We start from the raw sequence: 19383 nt of genomic DNA on the forward strand, positions 1-19383 counted from the left end.
GGCCGGACGTCACCAGGGAATGACGCCCTCGTCCTCGAAGAACCCGCCGCTCGGGCCGTCGTCGGGCAGTGTGGCGAGCCGGATCGCCGTGGCGGCGCCCTGTTCTGGCGTGCGCGGGCCCTGGAAGCCGGTGAAGTCGGTCGCGACCAGGCCCGGGCAGGCGGCGTTGATGAGGACGCCGCTCCCTCGCGCTCGCCGGGCTGATCGCGACCGCCGCCCGGCTGTGACCACCGCGGTCGGACGGTTCGAGGGCCCCGGCTCAGGCTCCGCCCAGGATGTCGTCGGCGGCGCGGTGGCCGCTGGTCACGGCACCGTCGAGGGCGCCGTTGCCCGGAAAGGCCCCGGTCTCGGCGGCGGCCCAGTGCACGCGCCCCACGGGTCGGCGCAACCAGGACCCGTACCGGGTCAGGAAACCGGGCGGCGTGGGCGACTGGTAGGCGCGGCTGTAGGTGTCCGGACCCGCGGCCGACTGCGTGAAAGCGATCGGGTCGTCGGCCAGCGGGCCCAGCGCCACCCGCAGGTTCTCCAGGAGCAGGGCGCGGTGGCGGTCGGGCGCGCCGGTGATCCGCCGGTCGGCTCCGAGGGGGTCGCTCTCGTCGAACATGTAGGTGTGCGCGACCAGGCGCCCCTCGTCCGCGTCGGTCGGGCTGTCGTCGAGCGTCCAGGCGGGCACGCCGTCGTCGAAGTGCACCCCGCCGGACAGGCCGAACTTGCGCCAGAACGGTCGCCAGTACACCAGCTCGGTGCGGATGATCTCCGAATGCGGCCACTCGCGCTGCAGGCCCTCGCGTTCGGGCGGCAGGGCCGGGGAGAACGCGATGTGCGCGGCGTCGGCGGGGGACAGGGCCAGCACCGCCCGGTCCGCGGCGACCTCGCCCCAGGGGCCGCCCACCCGTACGCCCTGCTCGTCCTGCTCGACCCGTTCGACGTGCCGGCCCGTACGCAGGCATCCGGCGATGGGCGCGGCCAGCCGCTCGACCAGGAGCGCGGGGTCCAGGCGCAGGAAGTCGTCCACGTCGGGCAGATCGGGGCCGATGTGGGCCAGCAGCCAGAGCAGGCTGATGCGGTCGGCGGGCAGCCCCGCGTCGAGGGTCAGGGCCTCCTCCACCAGTCCGAGAAGCCGGGTGTCGGAGGTGTACGAGCGCAGCCAGGAGCGCACCGTGCGCTGGTCGAGTTCCTGGGCCTCGGCCGAGCGCCATGGCTCGGCGAGGTCCACGTTCCTGCTCAGCCGCGCGAACCCGGCGAAGATCCACTCGTTGCGCAGGCGGGTCCACCACGAGGTCCCCAACGGCACGTTGTCCTCGCTGTGGTGGACGTCGCCGTCGTCGTCGACCCGCAGGTCCTGGAGGGCGGCGTCGTGCAGCACGGGTTCGACCGGCACGTCGAGTTCGGCGGCCAGGTCCAGGAGCGCGCGTGCGCCCGGCGGCAGGTACATGTTGCCCGCCGGGAGGCCGTCCGGTTCCGAGGCGGGCATCAGCGCGGCGCGGCCGCCCGGTTCGCCGTGGCCCTCCAGCACCAGGACTCGCAGGCCTCCCTCATGCAGTCGCCGCGCCGCGGCCAGCCCGGACACACCCGCACCCACGACCACGACATCGGTCCGCTCGGTCACCCTGATCCCCACTCCTCTGAGTCCGTCAGGAAGGAGAACGCTTCACGGACGGGTGAGGTTCCTTCCGGCGGCCCGGTCGGGCCGTAGGGAATCGACGGGGCCCGCGGCGCGGTGGCCGGGTGCCCGGACCCCCGCCCCGGGCAGCCGCGGACAGGTTCGTGAGAGTGGCCGGGTGAAGCACGGGCGCGGGTGTTCGAGGGCTGTGTGCAGTTCTGGCTCCCGGGGCGCAGCCGCGTCCTGGTTCGCGGTGACTCCGTCCACGTTCCCCCGGGTACCCCGGTCGTCTACCGGATGCTCGGCCACATGTCCCGGCTCCTGTTCTTCTCCGCCTCCAGCGGCGCCCTGGACGCCCTGACGGAGTCACGGGAGACCGTCGAGCGGCACGTGTACACGCCCGCCGAGGCCTCCGCCGAGCTGCTGCCGGGGACGAGGGAGCACGAGCTGGCGCGCGTGGACGCCCAGGACGTCCGGGACGACACGCCGCCCGAGGAGGAGGCCTACTTCCTCCGCTCACGGACCGGGGACCGGCGCGGCTGGCCGGACGCCCACAACGCCTTCTCCGCGCGGGGCCGCAACACCGGCGGCCGCTACTTCTCGGTCAGCACGCTCGCCGCGCCCCAGCCCTACGTCATCCGCCACTTCCACCGCCTGCACACGGAGAACTTCGTGTGCGTGTCCGGGCGGATCTGGCTGTGGGTCAACGGACAGGAACTCCTGCTGACCTCCGGGGACTTCCTGCACGCGCCGGCCGGAACCGTGCACAGTTTCGCGATCGCCGCGCACAGCACGCGGATGCTCGGACTGCTCACCTCCGACGTCTTCGAGCCGTTCTTCGACGCCACCGGTGTGTCGACCGACGACTCCGTGCACACGGAGGGACTCATCGACCCGTCGGTGATGATGGGCGGCATCCGGACCAACCCGGATCTGGGCCTGGTCGTGGTCGACGGGCCGCCCCGGCGGGTGCGGGCGGCGGGCCTGTGACCGCTCGCGCAGCGCGACCGTGGAAGGGTGGCGGGATGCGTCCGCCCCGATACAAGACGGCCGTGGTCAGCTGGCTGTCGGTCTATCCGATCATCACTCTGTTGCTGTGGCTCCTGGGACCCGTGGTGTCCGAGTTGCCGGTCCCGATCGTCACGCTCATCCTCACCGTCGTGCTGGTCACCCTGCAGACCTATGTCGTGATGCCGTTCATGACGCGGCTCTTCCGGCCCTGGCTCATGTCCGGTACCAGCCCGCGGTCCACGGACGGCCCCGGCGACCCCGGAGACGCCAGCGACCGCGGCGACCGCGACCCGTGACGGCCGGCGGCGCGCTCCCGCGCCGCGGTGATCCGCGGTCCGCCCCGGCTTGCTAGTCTCCTGCCGTGACGACGCAGGAGGGGGAAGCCGAGGTCGACGACCTGCTCGACCTTCTCGCCCTCCCCTTCCCCCCGGTGGAGGAGACCTCGGAGGACCGGCGCAGCGGCCCGGGCTTCCACGTGCGCGTCCTACGGGCGAGCCGGGACTTCTGGGACGACGCCGACGAGGAGGCCGTCGAGGCGGCCGAGGCGGAGATCGACGCCGCCTTGCGGGGACTCGCGGCGGTGCTCACGGCGCGGTGGGGTGAGCCCGAACCGATCGATCTGACCCCGTACCCGCACAGCGCGCTGGACGAGCAGCCGCTCGTCGACCCCTTCGGTCTCCGGGAACCAGGGGAGCAGGAGCCGGTCCCTGAACCGATCAGCGGGCTGTGCATGGTGAGCAGCACCATGCTCCTGTGGCGGCGGCCGGACGCGGGCCGATGGGTCTCCCTGACCGTGGGGCAGCAGGACCGGGAGTTCCCCATCGAACTGCTGGCGGCGGTCGGGGACGCGCCGATCCACCCGGAGCGAGCGGGACGGCCTTCGTCCTGACGCGGCCGGGCGGCGGTGGGCACGCGCCCTGCGCGGCGCACCGGCGGACGGAGAGGACGTCCCGCCGCGAGCACGCGCGCTTTCTGACAATCCGATTCCGGGCGAGGAATATTCATTGCCTTGGAAAGGAGAAGTAAACGTTGTACTTCGTGTCGGATCGGGGGAAGGCGGCTTGTGCCGCCGTGGTAGCGTCGGTGACGGAATGAAGTGGGCCAAGTCCCTCTATTGCCAATCATCAGGTGTTTTGGTAAGTGTTCCTGATTCATGGGCGCTGTGAGCGTATATCGCTATATCGGATGGTGTGGCGGCTGCCACAGAATGCGCGTTCGCCGTGAACGCCCTGATCACATCCGCGAATGAGTGCACGCGACAGAGCACGGGGGTCCTCTGTTGTCCGTTACCAGCAACGAAGCACGTTCATCCCGCGTTTCACCCGACCAGATCGTGACGGTTCCCGGGCCGCGGACTCCGGAGACGGCGCCGGACGCCTCGGCGGAGGAACTCCTGTCCGAACTCGCGCGGTTGTCCGAGGATGATCCGTGGGCCACGGAGCTGCGCGAACGGATCGTCAAGCTCTACGAGCCGCTGGTCGGCAAGATCGCGCGCCGTTACGGAGGCCGGGGTGAACCCCTGGACGATCTGTGCCAGACCGCCATGGTCGGACTGGTCAAGGCCATCGCCGGGTTCGATCCCGACCGCGGCGGATCCTTCGTCTCCTATCTGCTGCCCACCGTCACCGGTGAGGTCAAACGCCATTTCCGCGACCACACCTGGGCCCTCAGGGTGCCGAGACGGCACCAGGAGAACCGCGCGCGCCTGCGGCGTTCCGTCGGTGAATTCGAACAGGAGCACGCCCGCACTCCGACGATCGCCGAACTCGCCGCGAGAATGGACCTGTCCGAGGCGGAGACGAGCGAACTCGTGCAGGTCTCGGGCGCCTATCGGTCCCTGTCGCTGGACGCGCCGGGCTCCGCCGACCCCCAGGGCGACGGCCACACCCCGTTGGAGGACCAACTCGGGGACGAGGACGACCGGCTGCGACTGGTGATCGAGCGCGAGTCGCTCCGACCGGCCCTGGCCCGCCTCTCCGAGCGCGAACGCGACCTCCTCCGACTGCGCTTCTTCGACGAGCGCACCCAGCAGGAGATCGCGGCCCGTCTCGGCTACTCCCAGATGCACGTGTCCCGGATGCTCCGAGCGGTCCTGGAGCGGCTGCGCGACGAGGTGGGCACGGAGCCCTCGTCCGGGAGCCCGGCCTGAGGGAGGCGGCCGTCCGATGACACGGCACGAATCACGACGCACCGGCCCGCGCCGCCCGGTCGAACGGCGGACCGCACTGGCCGCGACGGGCCGAGCCGGCCGCACGCCGGGCGCACACCGGCCCCGGTAGGCATGTCGGGGAAACGCTCCTCTACCCGTTCGGGCAGGTGAGGTGTCCACCTGGTTCTGCGGGCCGGGCCCGGCGGGCCGGCTCCTCCCGTCGGCGTTCAGGCACCGACACGCCGCCTCGGAGTGGAACAGGGTGCTGGAACGGACCCCGCACCCAAGGTCCGTGCAAGATCCCGGCAAGGCGGCCTCCGTAGCGTGCACGGCGCGGTCCTGCCGTTCCCTCCCACGGACGGCCTCCCGCCTCGGCCCCGTCCACCACCCCGAGGAGTGCCCACCCCCATGACCGTCCTCACCGTCGCCGTCGTCCTCCTCACCGGACTGTGCCTGCTCAACCTCCTGCTCACCGTCGCCGTGATCCGGCGGTTGAGGGAGCACACCGCGCTCATCGGCGACGCCGGCGGAGCGGAGGCCTTCCCCGATGCCATGCTCCCCGCCGGTGCGCGGGTCGGGGACTACTCCGCCGAGGCGGTGGACGGCACGGTGCTCACCCGTGACGGCCTGGCCGGACAGACCCTGATCGGCGTCTTCTCCCCGGGCTGTCACGGCTGTGAACAGCAGATGCCCCACTTCGTGGACCTGGCGAAGAACACCCCCGGGGGCAGGGACGGGGTCCTGGCCCTCGTCGTCGGCGGGCCGGAGGAGTCGGCCGGTGAGATCGAGCGGCTGACACCCGTCGCCCGCGTGGTCCACGAGGCCGACGACGGTCCCCTGGCCCGGGCCCTGGGGGTGCAGGCCTTCCCGGCCATCGCCCGCGTGGACGCCGACGGCCGTGTCCTGGCCAGCGGAGTCGAGGTTCGGGACCTGGAGGACACGGCCGATGTCTGAGTCGGCCGAGCCCGGGGCCGCCGGAGTCCGGACGTCGCTGCGCGGTGTGGCCGCGGCCCTGGCCCTGGCGTGGAGCACGGGGTGGTACCTGCCGGTCGCCTTCGCCCTGCTCACCCTGATCCAGGCCGTGTCGCCGGTCGTGGCCGCGTGGCTGACGAAGTCGGTCCTCGACGCCATCACGGGCGAGCCCGCCGCCGGGTACGTGCTCGGCCTCGGCCTGGGCCTGGCCGCCACCGGGCTCGTGGCGACCGTGGCCCCGTTCGCGTCCCGGTACATCGTCGACGAGATGTCCCGACGCGTCGGCCTGCTCTCCCAGGACCGCCTGTTCTCGGCGGTGGAGCGGTTCACCGGACTCGCCCGCTTCGAGGACCCCGCGTTCCTGGACCGGATCCGGCTGGCGCACCAGTCGGGCGGCGAGACGCCCACCAGTGTGACCTCGTCGGTCTTCTCCGTGATCGGCGCCCTCGTGACCATCGGCGGGTTCCTGGTCTCCCTGCTGGTGATCAGCCCGGTGATGGCGCTGGTGGTGCTCATCGCCGCCCTGCCCGCACTCTTCGTGGAGCTGCGCCTGTCCAGAGCGCGGGCCGGGATGGCGTGGAACCTGGGGCCCGTCGAGCGGCGAGAGTTCTTCTTCCGCGACCTGCTGTCCAACGTGCAGGCCGCCAAGGAGGTCCGACTGTTCGGGGCCGGGCCCTATCTGCGCGGGCGGATGGCAGACGACCGGCGCGAGTCCAACGCCCAGAACCGGCGGATGGACCAGCGGGGGCTGTCGGCGCAGACCCTCCTGGGGGTCCTGTCCGCCGTGGTGGCGGGCGGCGGACTGGTGTGGGCCGTCCTTGCCGCGGTGGAGGGCAGGCTCACGGTGGGCGACCTGACCCTGTTCGTCGCCGCCGTGGGCGGGGTGCAGGGGGCTCTCACCCAACTGGTGCAGGACATCACCTTCGCCCACAACCAGCTCCTGATGTTCGACCACTACCTCAAGGTCGTCGGCACCGGACCCGACCTCCCCGTCCCGGCGCGTCCCCGGCCGGTCCCGGCGCTGCGCAAGGGCATCGAGTTCCGGGGGGTGTGGTTCCGCTACTCGCCCGAACATCCCTGGGTCCTGCGCGACGTCGATCTGGTGATCCCGCACGGGGAGTCGCTGGGGCTGGTGGGGCGCAACGGGGCGGGCAAGAGCACGTTCGTGAAGCTGCTGTGCCGGATGTACGATCCCGACCGCGGGGCGGTCCTGTGGGACGGGGTGGACCTGAGGGACATGGATCCGGCCGAGCTGCGCCGCCGGATCGGCGCGGTGTTCCAGGACTACATGGAGTACGACCTGACGGCGGCCGAGAACATCGGGCTCCATCGGGCTCGGTGACGTGGACGTCCTCACCGGCGCCGCCCCCGCGTCGGACTCCGACGGCGGGCGGGACCTGGTCCGCGCCGCGGCCGAGAACGCCGGCGCCGCCCCCATCGTCGAGAGCCTGCCGCGCGGCTACGACACCCTGCTGACGCGCATGTTCTTCGACGTCTCCGACGAGGAGGACGACGCACAGCTCGGTGTGCCCCTGTCCGGCGGGCAGTGGCAGCGCCTGGCGCTGGCCCGCGCCTACCTGCGCGGGCAGCGGGACCTGCTCATCCTGGACGAGCCCAGCTCCGGTCTGGACGCCGAGGCCGAGCACGAGATCCACACGGGGCTGCGCGCCCACCGGCGGGGTCGCACGAGCCTGCTCATCTCCCACCGGCTCGGCACGGTACGCGAGGCGGACCGGATCGCGGTCCTGGACGCGGGCCGGGTGACGGAGGTGGGCGGCCACGACCAGCTCCTCGCGGAGGACGGCCTGTACGCCCACCTGTACAGAATCCAGGCGCGCGGCTACCAGGACTCCGAGGAGGCCGTCCCGGTCCAGGCGGGGGAGGGGTGACGGTGTCGGCGACCTTCGTGGTGCTGTCCGGCGCGACCGCCCTGGCGGTGGCGGGCGGGGCCGGGCTGCTGTGGCTGCGGCGCACGTGGCTGGTGGTGGACGTGATCGGGGAGAGCATGGCCCCGGCGTTCAGGGACGGCGACCGGGTCCTCGTGCGCCGAGGCCGGGCCGAGGCTCTGCGCGTGGGCGACGTGATCGTCTTCGGCGGACCCCTGCACGACGACGACCGCCCGCCACCCGGGTCCGTGCGGCCCGCCATGGTGGTCAAGCGCGTGGCCGCCCTGCCGGGGGACCCGATGCCCGACGCCGTCGCCGCGCAGGACGGCGGCACCACGGTTCCGTCGGCGTCGATGGTCCTGCTCGGCGACAACGCCGACCAGAGCGTCGACTCACGGGTGTGGGGGCCGGTCCGCGTCGACGGCGTGCGCGGGCTCGTCGTGCGCCGGATCGCGCCCCGACCCGGTCGGGAGGAGCACGGCGTCCCCGCTCGCAGCTAGGGAGTGGACTGCGGCGAGGCGGCGGTCCGCATCCGCTCCCGCACCAGCCGGGCGCGGTCCGAGGAGCGCCGGACGCCGGTGACGATGAGGGTGGCCACACCGGCGATGACGCTCAGCGGCCCGAGGATGACCAGGACCAGGGTACCGGTGATGAGCTTGGTCTCGGCGGACGCGACCTGTTCGAGGGTGCCGATCCCGTAGGTGCCCGGGTGGACGTCGTCGCAGCGCAGGACGTACTCACCGGGTTCGGGTGTGGACAGCTCGGCGGTGAGCCGCCAGCTGTCGTAGGCCATGCCGCTGTAGGAGAACGGCGCCGTGTCCAGGTTGTCGTTCCCGCTCCCGGGGCCCGAGGGTGTGTCGAGTTCGCACGCGTAGCGGTTGGCGTCGCCCTCGACGTACAGGCCCCAGTGGCCTTCCTGCCCCTCATCGACCTGGAAGGTGGCGCTGTCGCCGCCCTGGAACTCGGCGATCAACTCCGGCTCCGCGGTCGCGGAGAAGAGGAGGCCGAGGAAGACGAGGCCGGCGGTCAGCGTACCGACCAGGATGGTGAGCCCGCCGACCCAGTACCAGCGTGCGCGGGGGCGCAGTTCCTTCCCGTCGATGACGGGCACGGGCCGGGGAGGGACGTGCGGGTACGGAAAGTGCGGCTGCGGATACGGAGCCTGTGCGTGCGGATGGGGGGCGTACGCGTGGTACCGCGCGTCGGCGTTCTGCGGCTGCGGCTGCGGCTGCGGGGCGCCGGTGGCGGGCTGGGGAGCCGGTCCCGGCTGCCCGGGCCCAGCGTTCTGGGCGGGCTCGTGTGGGGGAGGGGAGGGGAAGGACATGGCTGGCATTGTGTCAGTCGCGGGTGACCGCCGGTGACAGGGCGGCGGCCGGGCGCCGACCGCTACCGACGGGACGGCCGCCCGCGCGGAGCGCTCGCCGGGAGAGGGCGGAAGAGCTCGACCAGGTCGTCGAAGAAGGAGGTCACGGCGGTGACCGCGAGCGCGCCGGCCACGGCCAGGGCCGCCCCCGCGAACGAGGCGGGCAGCTCCGACCCGACCGCGACCGCGCAGACCAGCCCGGTCCCCGACAGGCCGGTCAGGGCCAGGTTGCGCCACACGTGGGGCCATCCCAGATCGGCCCGGGACGTGCCGAAACAGGAGCAGGGAACGGCGTGGTCGGCGCGCGCCGAGTACAGGGCCAGCAGGGTGAACGCGGCCAGCAGCAGGGTGGCCGCGGCCAGGGCGGGGATCCGCGCCCACGCTCCGGCGAGCAGGGCGGCGCCGACCGCGATCTCGGTGCCGATGTGGGTGTGGGACGCGGCGCGGACGGGGAAGCGGCCCAGGGGCAGGCGCGCGGCGAGGACCGACCAGGTTTCCTGGTGGTCCCCGCCGCGGACCTTGGACAGGCCGGACGCGAGGAAGACCCCGGCGACCGCCGCCTGGAGGAAGAAGGCGGTGATGGTGAGCAACGGGCCGGATCCCTTCGCGGCGGCATGACGGCGGCGGACGTGTCCCCGCTACCGCCGCGGTGCCGCGGGGGAGAGGCGGGTCGGTGGGCGGGTCAGCAGCAGCCGACGGTCACCCAGGAGCCGTAGTAGATCTCGCCGCTGTCGTGGCAGACCCGACGGCGCTGCCGGGACTCCCGGTTGACGCAGGTGGACGTGCGGTAGACGCACCGGTACTGGTAGTAGCACCGGGCCGCCGCGGCGGCGGCCTTCGGAGCGAGGCGCTCCAGGATCCGGTCGCCGAGGCGGGCGAGGGGGCTGGTGTCCATGGGGAACTCCATCTCTGGTGTCGCCGGGAACGATCGGACGGGTCCCGGAGCGCCGACGGCGCGAACACTCCGTCATCCGGCCCGGGCCGGTGTCCGACCGCTGTGCGGTGTCGGAACACCGTGTCAGGACGACCATGAACGTTCCTTGCGGAGACCTTGCTCCGCCGGGCGATCCGGACCAGGTCGATGTGGGCGGTGGGTCGCGGGCCGGGCGCCGGTCGCGTCGCGGCCGGTCGTCACGGTGTGCCCCCGAAGACCTTCCTGTCGCGCAGGGGCCGGGGCCCCGTGGCGGCCCCGGCCCCTGCCTCGTTTCCGCTCGCTTTCCGGCTCAGATCTGGTTGGCGCCGCCGTCGACGGCGAGTTCGGCGCCGGTGACGAAGCTGCTCCGCGGTGAGGCGAGGAAGAGCACCGCCTCGGCGACCTCCTCCGGGCGGCCCAACCGGCCCAGCGGGACCGTCCCGGCGAGGTGGGCCGTGAAGTCGGCCGCCCCGATCTCCTCGGGGGCGAGGCCGGTGAGCCCGGGGGTGTCGACGGGGCCGGGGGCGACGCTGTTGACCCGGATGCCCCGGCCCTTGAGCTCGTTCGCCCAGGTGCGGGTGAACGAGCGGACGGCCGCCTTGGACGCCGCGTAGACGCCGAACGCCTCGTCGCCGGTGACACCGGTGGTCGATCCGGTCAGCACCACCGAGGCGCCCTCGTTCAGCAGCGGCAGCGCCTTCTGCACGGTGTAGAGCGTGCCCCGGACGTTGATCCCGAGGATCTGGTCGAGGTGCTCCTCGGTGACGTGCTCCAGCGTCGCGAACGAGGCGACGGCGGCGTTCGCGAACAGCACGTCGAGTCCCCGCCCGTGCTCGCGGACCGCGGTGAACAGCCGGTCCAGGTCGGCGGGGTCCGCGATGTCGCCCTGGACGCCGGTCGCCGCGGGGCCGATGGTCTCGACGGCCGCGTCCAGCTCGGCCTTGCGCCGGCCGCTGACGAACACGTGCGCGCCCTCCTCCGCCAACCGCCGGGCGGTCGCCAGGCCGATGCCGGTGCTTCCGCCGGTGACCACGGCGGTCCTTCCTTCGAACTGCCCCATGTCCATGCCTTCCTCATTCTGTACCGATCGGTTCGATACTCATTGAGTATCGTACGGTACAGAATTGGTATGCTGGTCCGCATGGACGACGGACGGAAGGCGCGGGCGGGTCGGCCCAGGGGATTCGACGCCGAGGAGGCCCTCGAACGAGCGCTGGTCGTCTTCTGGCGGCAGGGCTACGAGGGCGCCACCCTCACCGACCTGACGCGGGCCATGGGCATCACCCGCACGAGCATGTACGCGGCCTTCGGCAACAAGGAGGAGCTGTTCCGCAGGGCCCTCGACCGCTACAGCGAGGGGCCGGGCGGCTACGTGGCCAGGGCTCTGGAGGAACCGACCGCCCGCGCCGTGGCCGCCGGCCTCCTCAACGGCGCGGTCCGGGCCACCACCCGCCCCGGCTGCCCGGCGGGGTGCCTGGGTGTCCAGGGCGCCCTGGCCACCGGTGACCCGGGGCACCGGGCCCGCGACGTGCTGATCGCCTGGCGCAACGACGCCGGGTCGCGTGTCGCCGACCGGTTCCGGCGCGCCGTGGCCGAGGGCGACCTGCCGCCCGGAACCGACCCGGACCGGCTCTCCCGGTACGTCACGTCCCTCGTCTACGGCATCTCCGTCCAGGCGGCGAGCGGCGTCGCCCGCGACGACCTCCAGCAGGTGGCCGACACCGTCCTGCGCAACTGGCCACCGGCCACCGGTGGGTGACGACCGCCAGGACGGCTCGCCGAGGCGCGCTCGAACCGGGCCGCCGACCTCCCGGCGGCCCGCACACCGGACGGGAGCACCCGGTTCCGTACGGCGGGCCCCGGCACCGCCTTCCGGCGGTCCCGGGGCCCGAGGCGGCGGTTCAGCCGAGGATCTCGACGTAGCCGTCGGTGCCGTGCACGCGGACGCGCTGGCCGTCCCGGATCCTGCGGGTGGCCTGCTCCACACCCACGACGGCGGGCAGGCCGTACTCCCGGGCGATCACCGCCCCGTGCGTCACGAGCCCGCCCACCTCCGTCACCAGGCCGGCGACGGTGACGAACAGCGGGGTCCAGCTGGGGTCGGTGTAGGCGGGCCGGACAGGTCCCGGATCCGGCTCCGCAGGGTGGCGACGGACGCCTCTCCGGCCCGGATCAGCTCGTGGACGAGGGCGGGGTCGGCGTCGACCGGGGCGGGCGGGGCGGCTGGCGCGGTACCGGCGGGCGGCTCACCGGCGGGCGCGGTACCGGTCGGTGGGGAGGTGGAGGCGTCCGGTGTTCCCGGCGCGTCGTCGTCCGTGCGGACGAAGCCGTCACGGTCGAGGACGGTCCGCATCGCGTCCCCGAGGAGCGGGTCGGAGCCGCCCAGGGCCTCCATGAGGCCCGCGCGGCCCGCGGACGTCGCCAGGAGGGGCGCGACGTCGACGAACAGCCGCCCGCCCGCCTCGTGCATCCGGCGCGGGGTCGTCATCTGCCAGAAGGAGAGCCCCAGCGGTTTCATCGCGTCGGTCATCATCTGCTGGTGGCCCACGGAGACGTAGACGTGGTTCTCCCCGTCCTCGGACGGGGGGATCGGAAAGAGGGTGGTGATCGGCCGGCTCTGGACGACGTGGAAGTCGTCGCCGACCCGGCACCACTCGATGTCCTGCGGTCGGCCGAAGTGCGCTTCGACGCTCCGTCCCAGACGCGCCAGCCGCACGGCCTGCGCCGCTGTCAGGGCCGGCCGCGTCCGGAGCTCGGGCTCGACCGGTGCCTCCTGGACGCCGCCCCCGGGCGAGGCCAGCGCGACCAGGGTCTTGTCGGCGATCGCCGTGGAGACGACCCGGCCGTCGCGCACCGTGTAGACGTCGCCGCAGACCCGGCCGGAGACGAGTGCCTCGCCGAGCCCCCAACCGGCCTCCACGGTGACGGTCCCGCGGTTCGAGGTCACCGGGTCGGCGGTGAACATGGTCCCGGCCGCGTCCGGGAACACCATCCGCTGGACGACCACGGCCATGCCGATCCCGCGGTGGTCGAAGCCGTTGCGGACGCGATAGGTGACCGCCCGCTCGGTGAACAGCGACGCCCAGCACAGCCGCACGTGCCGCAGGACCGCGTCCGGCCCCGTGACGTTCAGGTACGAGTCCTGCTGGCCTGCGAAGGAGGCCGTCGGCAGGTCCTCGGCGGTCGCGCTGGAGCGCACCGCGCAGGCGCCGTCCGCCCCGAGCCGGGTGAGCGCTTCGCCGACCTGCGCCGCGAGGGCGTCGTGCACCGCGACGTCCTCGACGGCGCGGCGGACCTCGGCGCTCAGGGCACGGATCGCGGCGCGGTCCTCCGCCGCCACGCGCGCGAGCCGGTCCAGGAGGGCGCCGATCGGCGGCACCGCGCCGACCATCCGGCGGAAGGCGTCCGTCGTGACACAGAAGCCGTTCGGCACGCGGACACCGTCGATCCGCGCGAGTTCTCCCAGCGCCGCACCCTTTCCGCCGACCTCTGCGACATTCGCCGCGTCGATATGCGCGAAATCGATCACATAGCGCAATTCCGTTGCCCCCATCATTCACCGATTCGGTTCGCGAAGCAGCAGTATGCAGCACGTTTCGATTTCTCATGAGAGGCGGGAATCTGCTATAAAGTGAAAGTGGCAGGAGGCGACCGGAAACCCTTCCCCGCGTCCCGCCCGCGAGCAGGAATCACACCAGGCCGCGCCTGGTACGGCCCCCGATTCCGGCCGCGACCCACTCGGCCTCCGACCGGTGCGGCACCGTCTCCTCACGGCGCGCCGTCGTCACCTCGCCAGCAGCGGGGGAACGAGGTAGATGATCTCGAAGGCCTCGTAGACCGCACCGACGACGAACAGCACCAGTGCGGGCAGGCCCAGCCACGCGGCCTGACCCAGCCCGCGCAGGTACCCCTGCCGCCGGCTGGGCGCGCCGACCGTGCCGGGCCGCAGCCACGCCCTTCCGAGGACGTAGGCGGCGAGCATGACCAGGGCGTAGGCCTGGAACTCGATGAGGATCGTCAGGGAGTGCGGGATCAGGATCAGCGCCGTGGTCTCGTCGACCGGAGCAAGGGCCACACCGAAGCCGAACGCCCGGTACAGGAAGACGGCGATGCCGAGGAAGGGCACGATCATCGATGGCAGCAGGATCGTCAGCACGGCGACCGTCAGTACGTTGACAGCGAGGATCGTCAGGCTGAACAGCCAGACGTCGTCGAGCAGCGACACCACCAGATCGGCTGTCCCGTCCTCCTGCTGGGCGGCGAGGTGGGCGGCGTTCAGTTCGGGGAAGAGCAGTGCCGCTCCCATGCCGGTGAGGAACAGGGCGTAGATGAGCGCGTTCATCACGAGGTAGGCGCGCAGGTGCGCGCGGATGATCCGGAACGGCTGGCGAAGGTGGCGCATGCTGGTCTCTCCGTGGTCGGGACGGGTGGTGCGGTGGCCGGTCAACTGTTGCCGTCGAGCAGCGCGTTCCAGCGCAGGCGTGTGGCGCGCTCCACGCTGGCCGTCGACGCGCAGAGCCCGAGCGCCGTGTTGAGCCACAGCGGCAGGCCGACGGGCGAGGTGAAGGTGCCGAAGCGCTCCGCCAGCGGGGGCACGTGCGAGACCGCCTCGACGATCTGCGGGACGACGAGAAGGATCGGAACGAGGAGCAGGAGCAACGACAGCACACCGATCCAGCGGCTCAGCGCCGGGTGATCGCGTTCGAGGCGGGCCCGGCGCCCCTCGGCCGAGCGCTCGTCCGGGACGAGTCGGTGCTCGGCTCCTCCATCGGTCACGTAGTGGCAGCGCTTGAGCCCGAAGGCCGTAGCGTCCACCTCGATCACTCCTCCCGGCACGGGGAAGGCCGCCGGGAGCGCGGACCGGAAGTGGTGCCTGCCGTCGAGGTAGAGATGGGCCCTGCCCCTGCCGTCCTCGGTCAGGATCTGCTGCCAGTAGGGGACGTCGACGGCGTAGACCGCCCGGCGTCCGTCGTCGTGCGTCAGGGCCAGGCGGAACAGGGCGCGGGAGAGCGGCTGCCACGAGCGGAAGGGCTTCAGTGGACGACCGTTCCCGCTCCTGATCCGCCGCGCGGCCGCGCGCTGCTTGCGATCCTTCACTGAGGGCTCCGTGTCCGGTGGGGAAGGTGGTCGGCGCCGAGCCGGAACAGGTCCGCGGCCGGCGCTGACCGCCATTCCAAAGGCTGCCCTCGGGGCAGAGTCAAGCGCCTGACCGGCCCGGCGCCACCGCTTGACCGTGCCCCCGGGGCAGGGTGTGGACTGGTCCCGTGCGTGGGCGGGACCACGTGCGGTCAAGGGCGGAAGGACGCATCGCGTGGCGTGGAGTACTCAGCAGGTCGCCGAACTCGCCGGGACGACGGTCAAGGCCGTCCGGTACTACCACCAGATCGGGGTGCTGGACGTGCCGGAGCGGACGGCCAACGGGTACAAGCAGTACGAGGTCCCCCACCTGGTCCGACTGCTGCAGATCAAGCGCTTGAGCGACCTGGGAGTGCCGCTGTCGGAGGTGGCGGCGATGGGGCGGGCGGACGAGGACCCGGACGAGGCGATCCGGGTGCTGGACGCGGAGCTGGCGGCGACGGTCGACCGGCTCAACCGTGTGCGGGCCGAACTGGCCGTCATCCTGCGCCATCGCGCTCCGGCGTACGTTCCACCGGCCTTCGCCCCCGTCTCCCGCGACCTCTCCGACCGGCAGCGGTCCCTGCTGATGGTCTACTCCAGCGTGCTCAGTGAGGAGTCCATGGAGGAGTTCCGTGAGCTGATCAGCGAGGGCGACGAGACGGAGGAGGAGTTCGAGGCCCTTCCCCCCGACGCGGACGAGGCCGCGATCGAGCACCTCGCCGCGCGCATGTGGCCCGTCGTCGTCAGGACCCGCGAGAGGAGGCCGCGGGCGGCCGACCTCGCGGCGGACGCGCCACGCGGCCCGAAGCACGCCGCGCAGACGATGGCCGAGGCGATGGTGCAGCTCTACAACCCGGCACAGTTGCGTGTCCTCAAGCGGTTGACCGACTTCCTGGCCGAGGAGGCCCCGGCCGCGGACACGGCCGAGCGCACCGACTCGGAACGGGGAGGATGACGGAGCGGCGGACGCGGAGCCCGTGGCGCGGCATCGGCGTGTCCGCCACCATGAGTGGATGGACGGCAACGCACCCGCCACCCGGCGGCACCCGCTCGTCGACGCACTGGCGGTGGTCGCCGCCGATCCCTCGGAGCAGGCCGCGTGGGTGGACCGACACGGAGTGGTGACCGACGAGATCGCGCTGAACTTCGATGACGTCTCGCGCATGTTCGACGCCTGGAGCGGTCGACGACAGATCGACGGGAACGTCGTCGGGTTGCTACGCGGTATTCGCGGGCATGAGCGGGGCCCGGGACCACGACGTCAGCAAGCTCGGACCGATCACGGGGGCCGTGCGGGAGGCGTGGGGCACGAATCCGCCGGTGCAGACCCTCATCGGTGTCGCGAGCCTGGCCGCGCCCGACGTGCTGTTCGAGGTCGAGGCGCTGGCCGCCCGACCCTGACCCTCGGCCCGCGTCAGGCGGACAGGACGAGCGGGTCCGTGCCGGTGTCCGTGTGGCCCGAGCCCCCGTCCCCGTCCGAGCCGATGCCCGCGTACCCCGAACCGTCTGACAACGGCTCGATCCGCCCCGGCAACTCGCGCGTCGGGAGGGTCGAGACCACGGGAACTCCGGTCAGCACGGTCCACGTCAGATAGCCGCCCGCCAGCGGTGACGCGACGAGGACGACGGCCGCGAACGCTCCCGTGGCCACGTGACGGCTCTCTCCGGGCCTGGCCTTCCGCAGATCCCCGCTCACCCGCAGGGCGTCCCCGCCCGGGAGCAGGAGCGGCGCGAGCAGCGTCACCACGGCGAACGGGGCGACCAGCCCGAGGAGGAGCCCCTGCGTCACCATCCCGAGGGCGATGCCGTCGACGGTGTCCGCCGGGAGGTCGGCGACGCGGGCCGCGACCGCGCTCGGGAACACGAGCAGGCCGACCGCCAGGAGGAAGCAACCGAACTCCGCGAACCGGCGGCCGGAGGACAGTTCCCTCGCGCGATACGTGGCTTCCCGGTTCGCCAGGGGACGGGCCTCGATCAGGGCGACCGGGATCAAGGGGAAGCCCAGGGCCAGGGCGACGGGCAGGACGAGGAGACCCGCCACCGCCAGCAGCAGGTCGAGGAACTCCTCCTCATCGGACACTCCTGTCCAGACCTGCTCCGTCCAGAACAAGGAGTATCCGGAGATGAACAGGACGGCGAAGAAGCCGATGAGGAACCACCAGCCGACGAGGAGGGGCCAGCGGCCCCCGACCACGGCCAGAGCCGCGCGGAGGGCGACCGGACGTGTGCGGGGGCCGACCCGGTGGGGGATGACGAGGACGGCGGCGAGGGCGTAGGCGACGGGCATCCCGCTGAAGGCGAGCACGGCCAGGAACCCCTGACCCGGAACCAGATCGAGCCAGGAGCCGAAGGTGATCGTCCCGTTCTCCCATCGGCCGGAGGACAACAGGGCCGCCCGGACCGCGGCGACCGCGAGCCAACCCAGGAGGATCGGCACCGTCGTGACCGCGAAGAGGGTTCCGGGGCGGCGCGGGACCTCTCCCCAGAGGAGGGCGAGCGACTGCGCCAGGGTGGGCGGCAAGGGCGCGGGCGAGGGGGTGGCCATGGGTGCGGTCTCCGTCCGGGGCGGCTCGTACGGGGATGAGACGCCACCCTGCGGTAAACGGTTTCCGGCCGCCAGGGCCTTCGAGTTCTGAGGGCGGGCCGGAAGTCGGCACGGCAGGCGGAGTCGGCGGCGGGCGTGCCACACTCGTGGGGTGACCGATCCTGAGGCAGTTCCCCCCACGGACGGCGTCCTGCCGACGCGCCCCGTTCTCGGCGGCTTCCACCCGGACCCCACGGTCTGCCGGGTCGACGACGTGTTCTACCTGGCGTGTTCGAGTTTCGAGTACGCGCCGGGGGTCCCGCTGTTCCGCTCCCGCGACCTCGTGACCTGGGAGCGGATCGGTTCGGTGATGGACCGGCCCGCGCAGCTGGCGCTCACCGGCGCCGCGCCGTCCGCGGGCGTCTACGCCCCGACCCTGCGCCACCACGACGGCACCTTCTTCCTGGTGACGACCAACGTCTCCGACGGCCCCGGCCACCTGCTGATGACGGCGACCGACCCCACCGGCCCGTGGTCCGACCCGGTCCGGATCCGCGGCGCGGGCGGGATCGACCCGGACCTCGCGTGGGACGAGGACGGCAGATGCCTTCTCACCTGGTCGGACGATGGAATTTTCCAGGCCGTCCTTGACCCGGCCACTGGCGGGCTGCGGTCCGAACCGCGCCCGCTGTGGAGCGGCACCGGAGGCAGGGATCCGGAGGGGCCGCACCTCTACCGGGTCGGGCGGTGGTGGTACCTGATGGTCGCCGAGGGCGGAACGGGTCCCGGGCACGCCGTGACCATCGCCCGCGGGCCCTCGCCGACGGGCCCGTTCGAGGCCTGTCCGCACCCTCCCCTGCTGACCGCCAGGGGCACGCCGGAGCCGGTCCAGAACACCGGCCATGCCGACCTGGTCGAACGGCTCGACGGATCCTGGGCGATGGTGTTCCTGGGCGTGCGTCCCTCGGGTTCCTTCCCGGGGTGGCACGTGCTGGGACGGGAGACGTTCGCCGCCGACGTGGTCTGGCGGGACGGATGGCCCGTGGTCGCGGGACCGGTCGAACCGCGGGCACGGCCGCCGGTGCGGGCGGCCCTGGGCGAGGGGGCCCTGGGCCCGGACTGGGTCGGTGCCGGTGTCTTCCCCGACCAGGTGCTGCGGTGGTCGCGGGACCGGTGGCGGATGGCCTCTGGCGGAACCGGGCGGGTGTTCGTCGGCCGCCGCCAGGAGCACAGGACCGTGGTCGTCCGGGCCGGAATCGACGCGGACGGGGGCGCGGGCGCCCTGGAGATCCGTATCGATCCCGGTCACCGGGTCGCCCTGGAGGTCGACGGTGGGCGGATACGCGCCGTCGCGCGCGCCGGGCCGCTCACCACCGTGCTCGGGGAGGCCCCGGCGTCCGCGGACACGGTGCTGGAACTGCGGGTGGTCGAGCCGACGGCGCCCCAGTACAGCCGTGAACGGGGTCCGGACGTGATCGTCGCCGCGGTCCGTACCCCGCGGGGAACCACCGAGCTGGCCCGGCTGGACGGGCGTTACCTGTCGACCGAGGTCGCCGGTGGGTTCACCGGTCGCATGGTCGGGGTGAGCTGCGCCTCGGGGGAGATCGGTGTGCGTTTCGTCGAGTACCGGGGCGCGGACTGACCCGGCGTATCGGACGGCCCGCCGGTGCACCTCGCCGGAGCGGCGCGGGGCGGGGGAGGGGCTGGGAGCGGACGGCACCCGCCCCGGACGGCGGCGGCGTGCCCGCTGTCCGCCCCGACGACGACGGCGGCGTGCCCGCCGACCGTCGCGCACCGCGGTGCGGTCGGGTCGACGGGCACGCCTGTCACCGGTGCGGCTCGCC

General features: G+C 72.8%; 23 protein-coding genes. 12 read left to right on the forward strand and 11 right to left on the reverse strand.

The annotated features are described in order from the left end of the window. Positions 1–9: 9 nt before the first annotated feature. Both ADL05_RS12500 and ADL05_RS12505 read right to left on the reverse strand, forming a co-directional pair. Entirely contained in the window at positions 10–231 is a 222-nt protein-coding gene (locus ADL05_RS12500) for a hypothetical protein (RefSeq protein ID WP_053617098.1), read from the reverse strand. Positions 232–259: 28 nt separating this feature from the next. Then, on the reverse strand, positions 260–1609 hold the full coding sequence (locus ADL05_RS12505; RefSeq protein ID WP_053617099.1) for an FAD-dependent oxidoreductase: 1350 nt from the start codon (positions 1607–1609) through the stop codon (positions 260–262). Between the two features lie 204 nt (positions 1610–1813). Between ADL05_RS12505 and ADL05_RS12510 the strand changes: the two genes are divergently transcribed. From ADL05_RS12510 to ADL05_RS12540, 8 genes are all read left to right on the forward strand, one after another. Further along, positions 1814–2593 (forward strand): cupin domain-containing protein, encoded by a 780-nt coding sequence (locus ADL05_RS12510; protein WP_197285776.1) that lies wholly within the window; start codon positions 1814–1816, stop codon positions 2591–2593. Positions 2594–2628: 35 nt separating this feature from the next. Next, a complete protein-coding gene (locus ADL05_RS12515) occupies positions 2629–2910 on the forward strand; it encodes a hypothetical protein (protein ID WP_053617101.1) in 282 nt (93 codons plus the stop codon). A 65-nt stretch (positions 2911–2975) separates the two neighbouring features. Further along, positions 2976–3503, forward strand: coding sequence for a hypothetical protein (locus tag ADL05_RS12520; protein WP_053617102.1), 528 nt, complete (start codon positions 2976–2978; stop codon positions 3501–3503). A gap of 444 nt (positions 3504–3947) precedes the next feature. After that, positions 3948–4763, forward strand: a complete 816-nt coding sequence (locus ADL05_RS12525; RefSeq protein ID WP_231640718.1) for a SigB/SigF/SigG family RNA polymerase sigma factor — start codon at positions 3948–3950, stop codon at positions 4761–4763. A gap of 408 nt (positions 4764–5171) precedes the next feature. Beyond that, the gene (locus ADL05_RS12530) at positions 5172–5717 is read left to right on the forward strand and encodes a redoxin family protein (RefSeq protein WP_053617104.1); all 546 of its coding nucleotides are present in this window, start codon (positions 5172–5174) and stop codon (positions 5715–5717) included. After that, a complete protein-coding gene (locus tag ADL05_RS12535) occupies positions 5710–7077 on the forward strand; it encodes an ABC transporter ATP-binding protein (protein WP_231640719.1) in 1368 nt (455 codons plus the stop codon). Before ADL05_RS12530 ends, ADL05_RS12535 begins: the two co-directional genes overlap by 8 nt. 1 nt (position 7078) lies before the next feature. After that, positions 7079–7624: an ATP-binding cassette domain-containing protein gene (locus ADL05_RS31755; RefSeq protein WP_231640720.1), complete on the forward strand. Its 546-nt coding sequence runs from the start codon at positions 7079–7081 to the stop codon at positions 7622–7624. Between the two features lie 2 nt (positions 7625–7626). Continuing rightward, positions 7627–8121 (forward strand): S26 family signal peptidase, encoded by a 495-nt coding sequence (locus ADL05_RS12540; protein ID WP_197285777.1) that lies wholly within the window; start codon positions 7627–7629, stop codon positions 8119–8121. Here the strand turns inward: ADL05_RS12540 and ADL05_RS12545 are convergent. From ADL05_RS12545 to ADL05_RS12560, 4 genes are all read right to left on the reverse strand, one after another. Further along, positions 8118–8732 (reverse strand): hypothetical protein, encoded by a 615-nt coding sequence (locus tag ADL05_RS12545; RefSeq protein WP_053617106.1) that lies wholly within the window; start codon positions 8730–8732, stop codon positions 8118–8120. The genes ADL05_RS12540 and ADL05_RS12545 overlap by 4 nt on opposite strands. A 275-nt stretch (positions 8733–9007) precedes the next feature. Continuing rightward, the gene (locus tag ADL05_RS12550) at positions 9008–9574 is read right to left on the reverse strand and encodes a MauE/DoxX family redox-associated membrane protein (RefSeq protein ID WP_053617107.1); all 567 of its coding nucleotides are present in this window, start codon (positions 9572–9574) and stop codon (positions 9008–9010) included. A 92-nt stretch (positions 9575–9666) separates the two neighbouring features. Next, a complete protein-coding gene (locus ADL05_RS12555) occupies positions 9667–9879 on the reverse strand; it encodes a hypothetical protein (RefSeq protein ID WP_053617108.1) in 213 nt (70 codons plus the stop codon). Positions 9880–10207: 328 nt separating this feature from the next. Beyond that, positions 10208–10957 carry an SDR family NAD(P)-dependent oxidoreductase gene (locus ADL05_RS12560; protein WP_053617148.1) on the reverse strand — a complete coding sequence of 250 codons (750 nt, stop codon included), beginning with the start codon at positions 10955–10957 and terminating at the stop codon, positions 10208–10210. Positions 10958–11038: 81 nt separating this feature from the next. On the opposite strand from ADL05_RS12560, the gene ADL05_RS12565 reads away from it, so the two are divergent. Then, positions 11039–11656: a TetR/AcrR family transcriptional regulator gene (locus ADL05_RS12565; protein WP_053617149.1), complete on the forward strand. Its 618-nt coding sequence runs from the start codon at positions 11039–11041 to the stop codon at positions 11654–11656. Between the two features lie 142 nt (positions 11657–11798). Here the strand turns inward: ADL05_RS12565 and ADL05_RS31120 are convergent, their stop codons facing one another. From ADL05_RS31120 to ADL05_RS12580, 4 genes are all read right to left on the reverse strand, one after another. Continuing rightward, positions 11799–11957, reverse strand: a complete 159-nt coding sequence (locus ADL05_RS31120; protein ID WP_231640721.1) for a PEP-utilizing enzyme — start codon at positions 11955–11957, stop codon at positions 11799–11801. Continuing rightward, complete coding sequence (locus ADL05_RS12570; RefSeq protein WP_053617109.1) at positions 11954–13426, reverse strand: PEP/pyruvate-binding domain-containing protein; 1473 nt, start codon at positions 13424–13426, stop codon at positions 11954–11956. The genes ADL05_RS31120 and ADL05_RS12570 overlap by 4 nt, the downstream gene beginning before the upstream one ends. Before the next feature lie 255 nt (positions 13427–13681). Next, the gene (locus ADL05_RS12575; RefSeq protein ID WP_053617150.1) at positions 13682–14299 is read right to left on the reverse strand and encodes a stage II sporulation protein M; all 618 of its coding nucleotides are present in this window, start codon (positions 14297–14299) and stop codon (positions 13682–13684) included. A 41-nt stretch (positions 14300–14340) separates the two neighbouring features. Further along, positions 14341–14994, reverse strand: coding sequence for a hypothetical protein (locus tag ADL05_RS12580; RefSeq protein WP_053617110.1), 654 nt, complete (start codon positions 14992–14994; stop codon positions 14341–14343). A gap of 214 nt (positions 14995–15208) precedes the next feature. Between ADL05_RS12580 and ADL05_RS12585 the strand changes: the two genes are divergently transcribed. Both ADL05_RS12585 and ADL05_RS12590 read left to right on the forward strand, forming a co-directional pair. Continuing rightward, complete coding sequence (locus ADL05_RS12585; protein WP_053617111.1) at positions 15209–15970, forward strand: MerR family transcriptional regulator; 762 nt, start codon at positions 15209–15211, stop codon at positions 15968–15970. Between the two features lie 281 nt (positions 15971–16251). Next, a complete protein-coding gene (locus ADL05_RS12590) occupies positions 16252–16416 on the forward strand; it encodes a hypothetical protein (RefSeq protein WP_197285779.1) in 165 nt (54 codons plus the stop codon). 13 nt (positions 16417–16429) lie between these two features. Here ADL05_RS12590 and ADL05_RS12595 read toward each other — a convergent pair whose 3' ends face one another. Beyond that, on the reverse strand, positions 16430–17560 hold the full coding sequence (locus ADL05_RS12595) for a hypothetical protein (protein WP_053617112.1): 1131 nt from the start codon (positions 17558–17560) through the stop codon (positions 16430–16432). A gap of 151 nt (positions 17561–17711) precedes the next feature. Between ADL05_RS12595 and ADL05_RS12600 the strand changes: the two genes are divergently transcribed. Continuing rightward, positions 17712–19181 carry a glycoside hydrolase family 43 protein gene (locus ADL05_RS12600; RefSeq protein ID WP_053617113.1) on the forward strand — a complete coding sequence of 490 codons (1470 nt, stop codon included), beginning with the start codon at positions 17712–17714 and terminating at the stop codon, positions 19179–19181. Positions 19182–19383 lie beyond the last annotated feature (202 nt).

The sequence above is a fragment of the Nocardiopsis sp. NRRL B-16309 genome, from assembly GCF_001279585.1.
Classification (GTDB): Bacteria; Actinomycetota; Actinomycetes; order Streptosporangiales; family Streptosporangiaceae; genus Nocardiopsis.

Bases quoted from the DNA above. Each gene is read 5' to 3' on its own strand.
- ADL05_RS12515 (WP_053617101.1), top strand. From the start codon at position 2,629: ATGCGTCCGCCCCGATACAAGACGGCCGTGGTCAGCTGGCTGTCGGTC.
- ADL05_RS12530 (WP_053617104.1), top strand. From the start codon at position 5,172: ATGACCGTCCTCACCGTCGCCGTCGTCCTCCTCACCGGACTGTGCCTG.
- ADL05_RS12535 (WP_231640719.1), top strand. From the start codon at position 5,710: ATGTCTGAGTCGGCCGAGCCCGGGGCCGCCGGAGTCCGGACGTCGCTG.
- ADL05_RS12555 (WP_053617108.1), bottom strand. From the start codon at position 9,879: ATGGACACCAGCCCCCTCGCCCGCCTCGGCGACCGGATCCTGGAGCGC.
- ADL05_RS12560 (WP_053617148.1), bottom strand. From the start codon at position 10,957: ATGGGGCAGTTCGAAGGAAGGACCGCCGTGGTCACCGGCGGAAGCACC.
- ADL05_RS12565 (WP_053617149.1), top strand. From the start codon at position 11,039: ATGGACGACGGACGGAAGGCGCGGGCGGGTCGGCCCAGGGGATTCGAC.
- ADL05_RS12575 (WP_053617150.1), bottom strand. From the start codon at position 14,299: ATGCGCCACCTTCGCCAGCCGTTCCGGATCATCCGCGCGCACCTGCGC.
- ADL05_RS12590 (WP_197285779.1), top strand. From the start codon at position 16,252: ATGAGCGGGGCCCGGGACCACGACGTCAGCAAGCTCGGACCGATCACG.
- ADL05_RS12595 (WP_053617112.1), bottom strand. From the start codon at position 17,560: ATGGCCACCCCCTCGCCCGCGCCCTTGCCGCCCACCCTGGCGCAGTCG.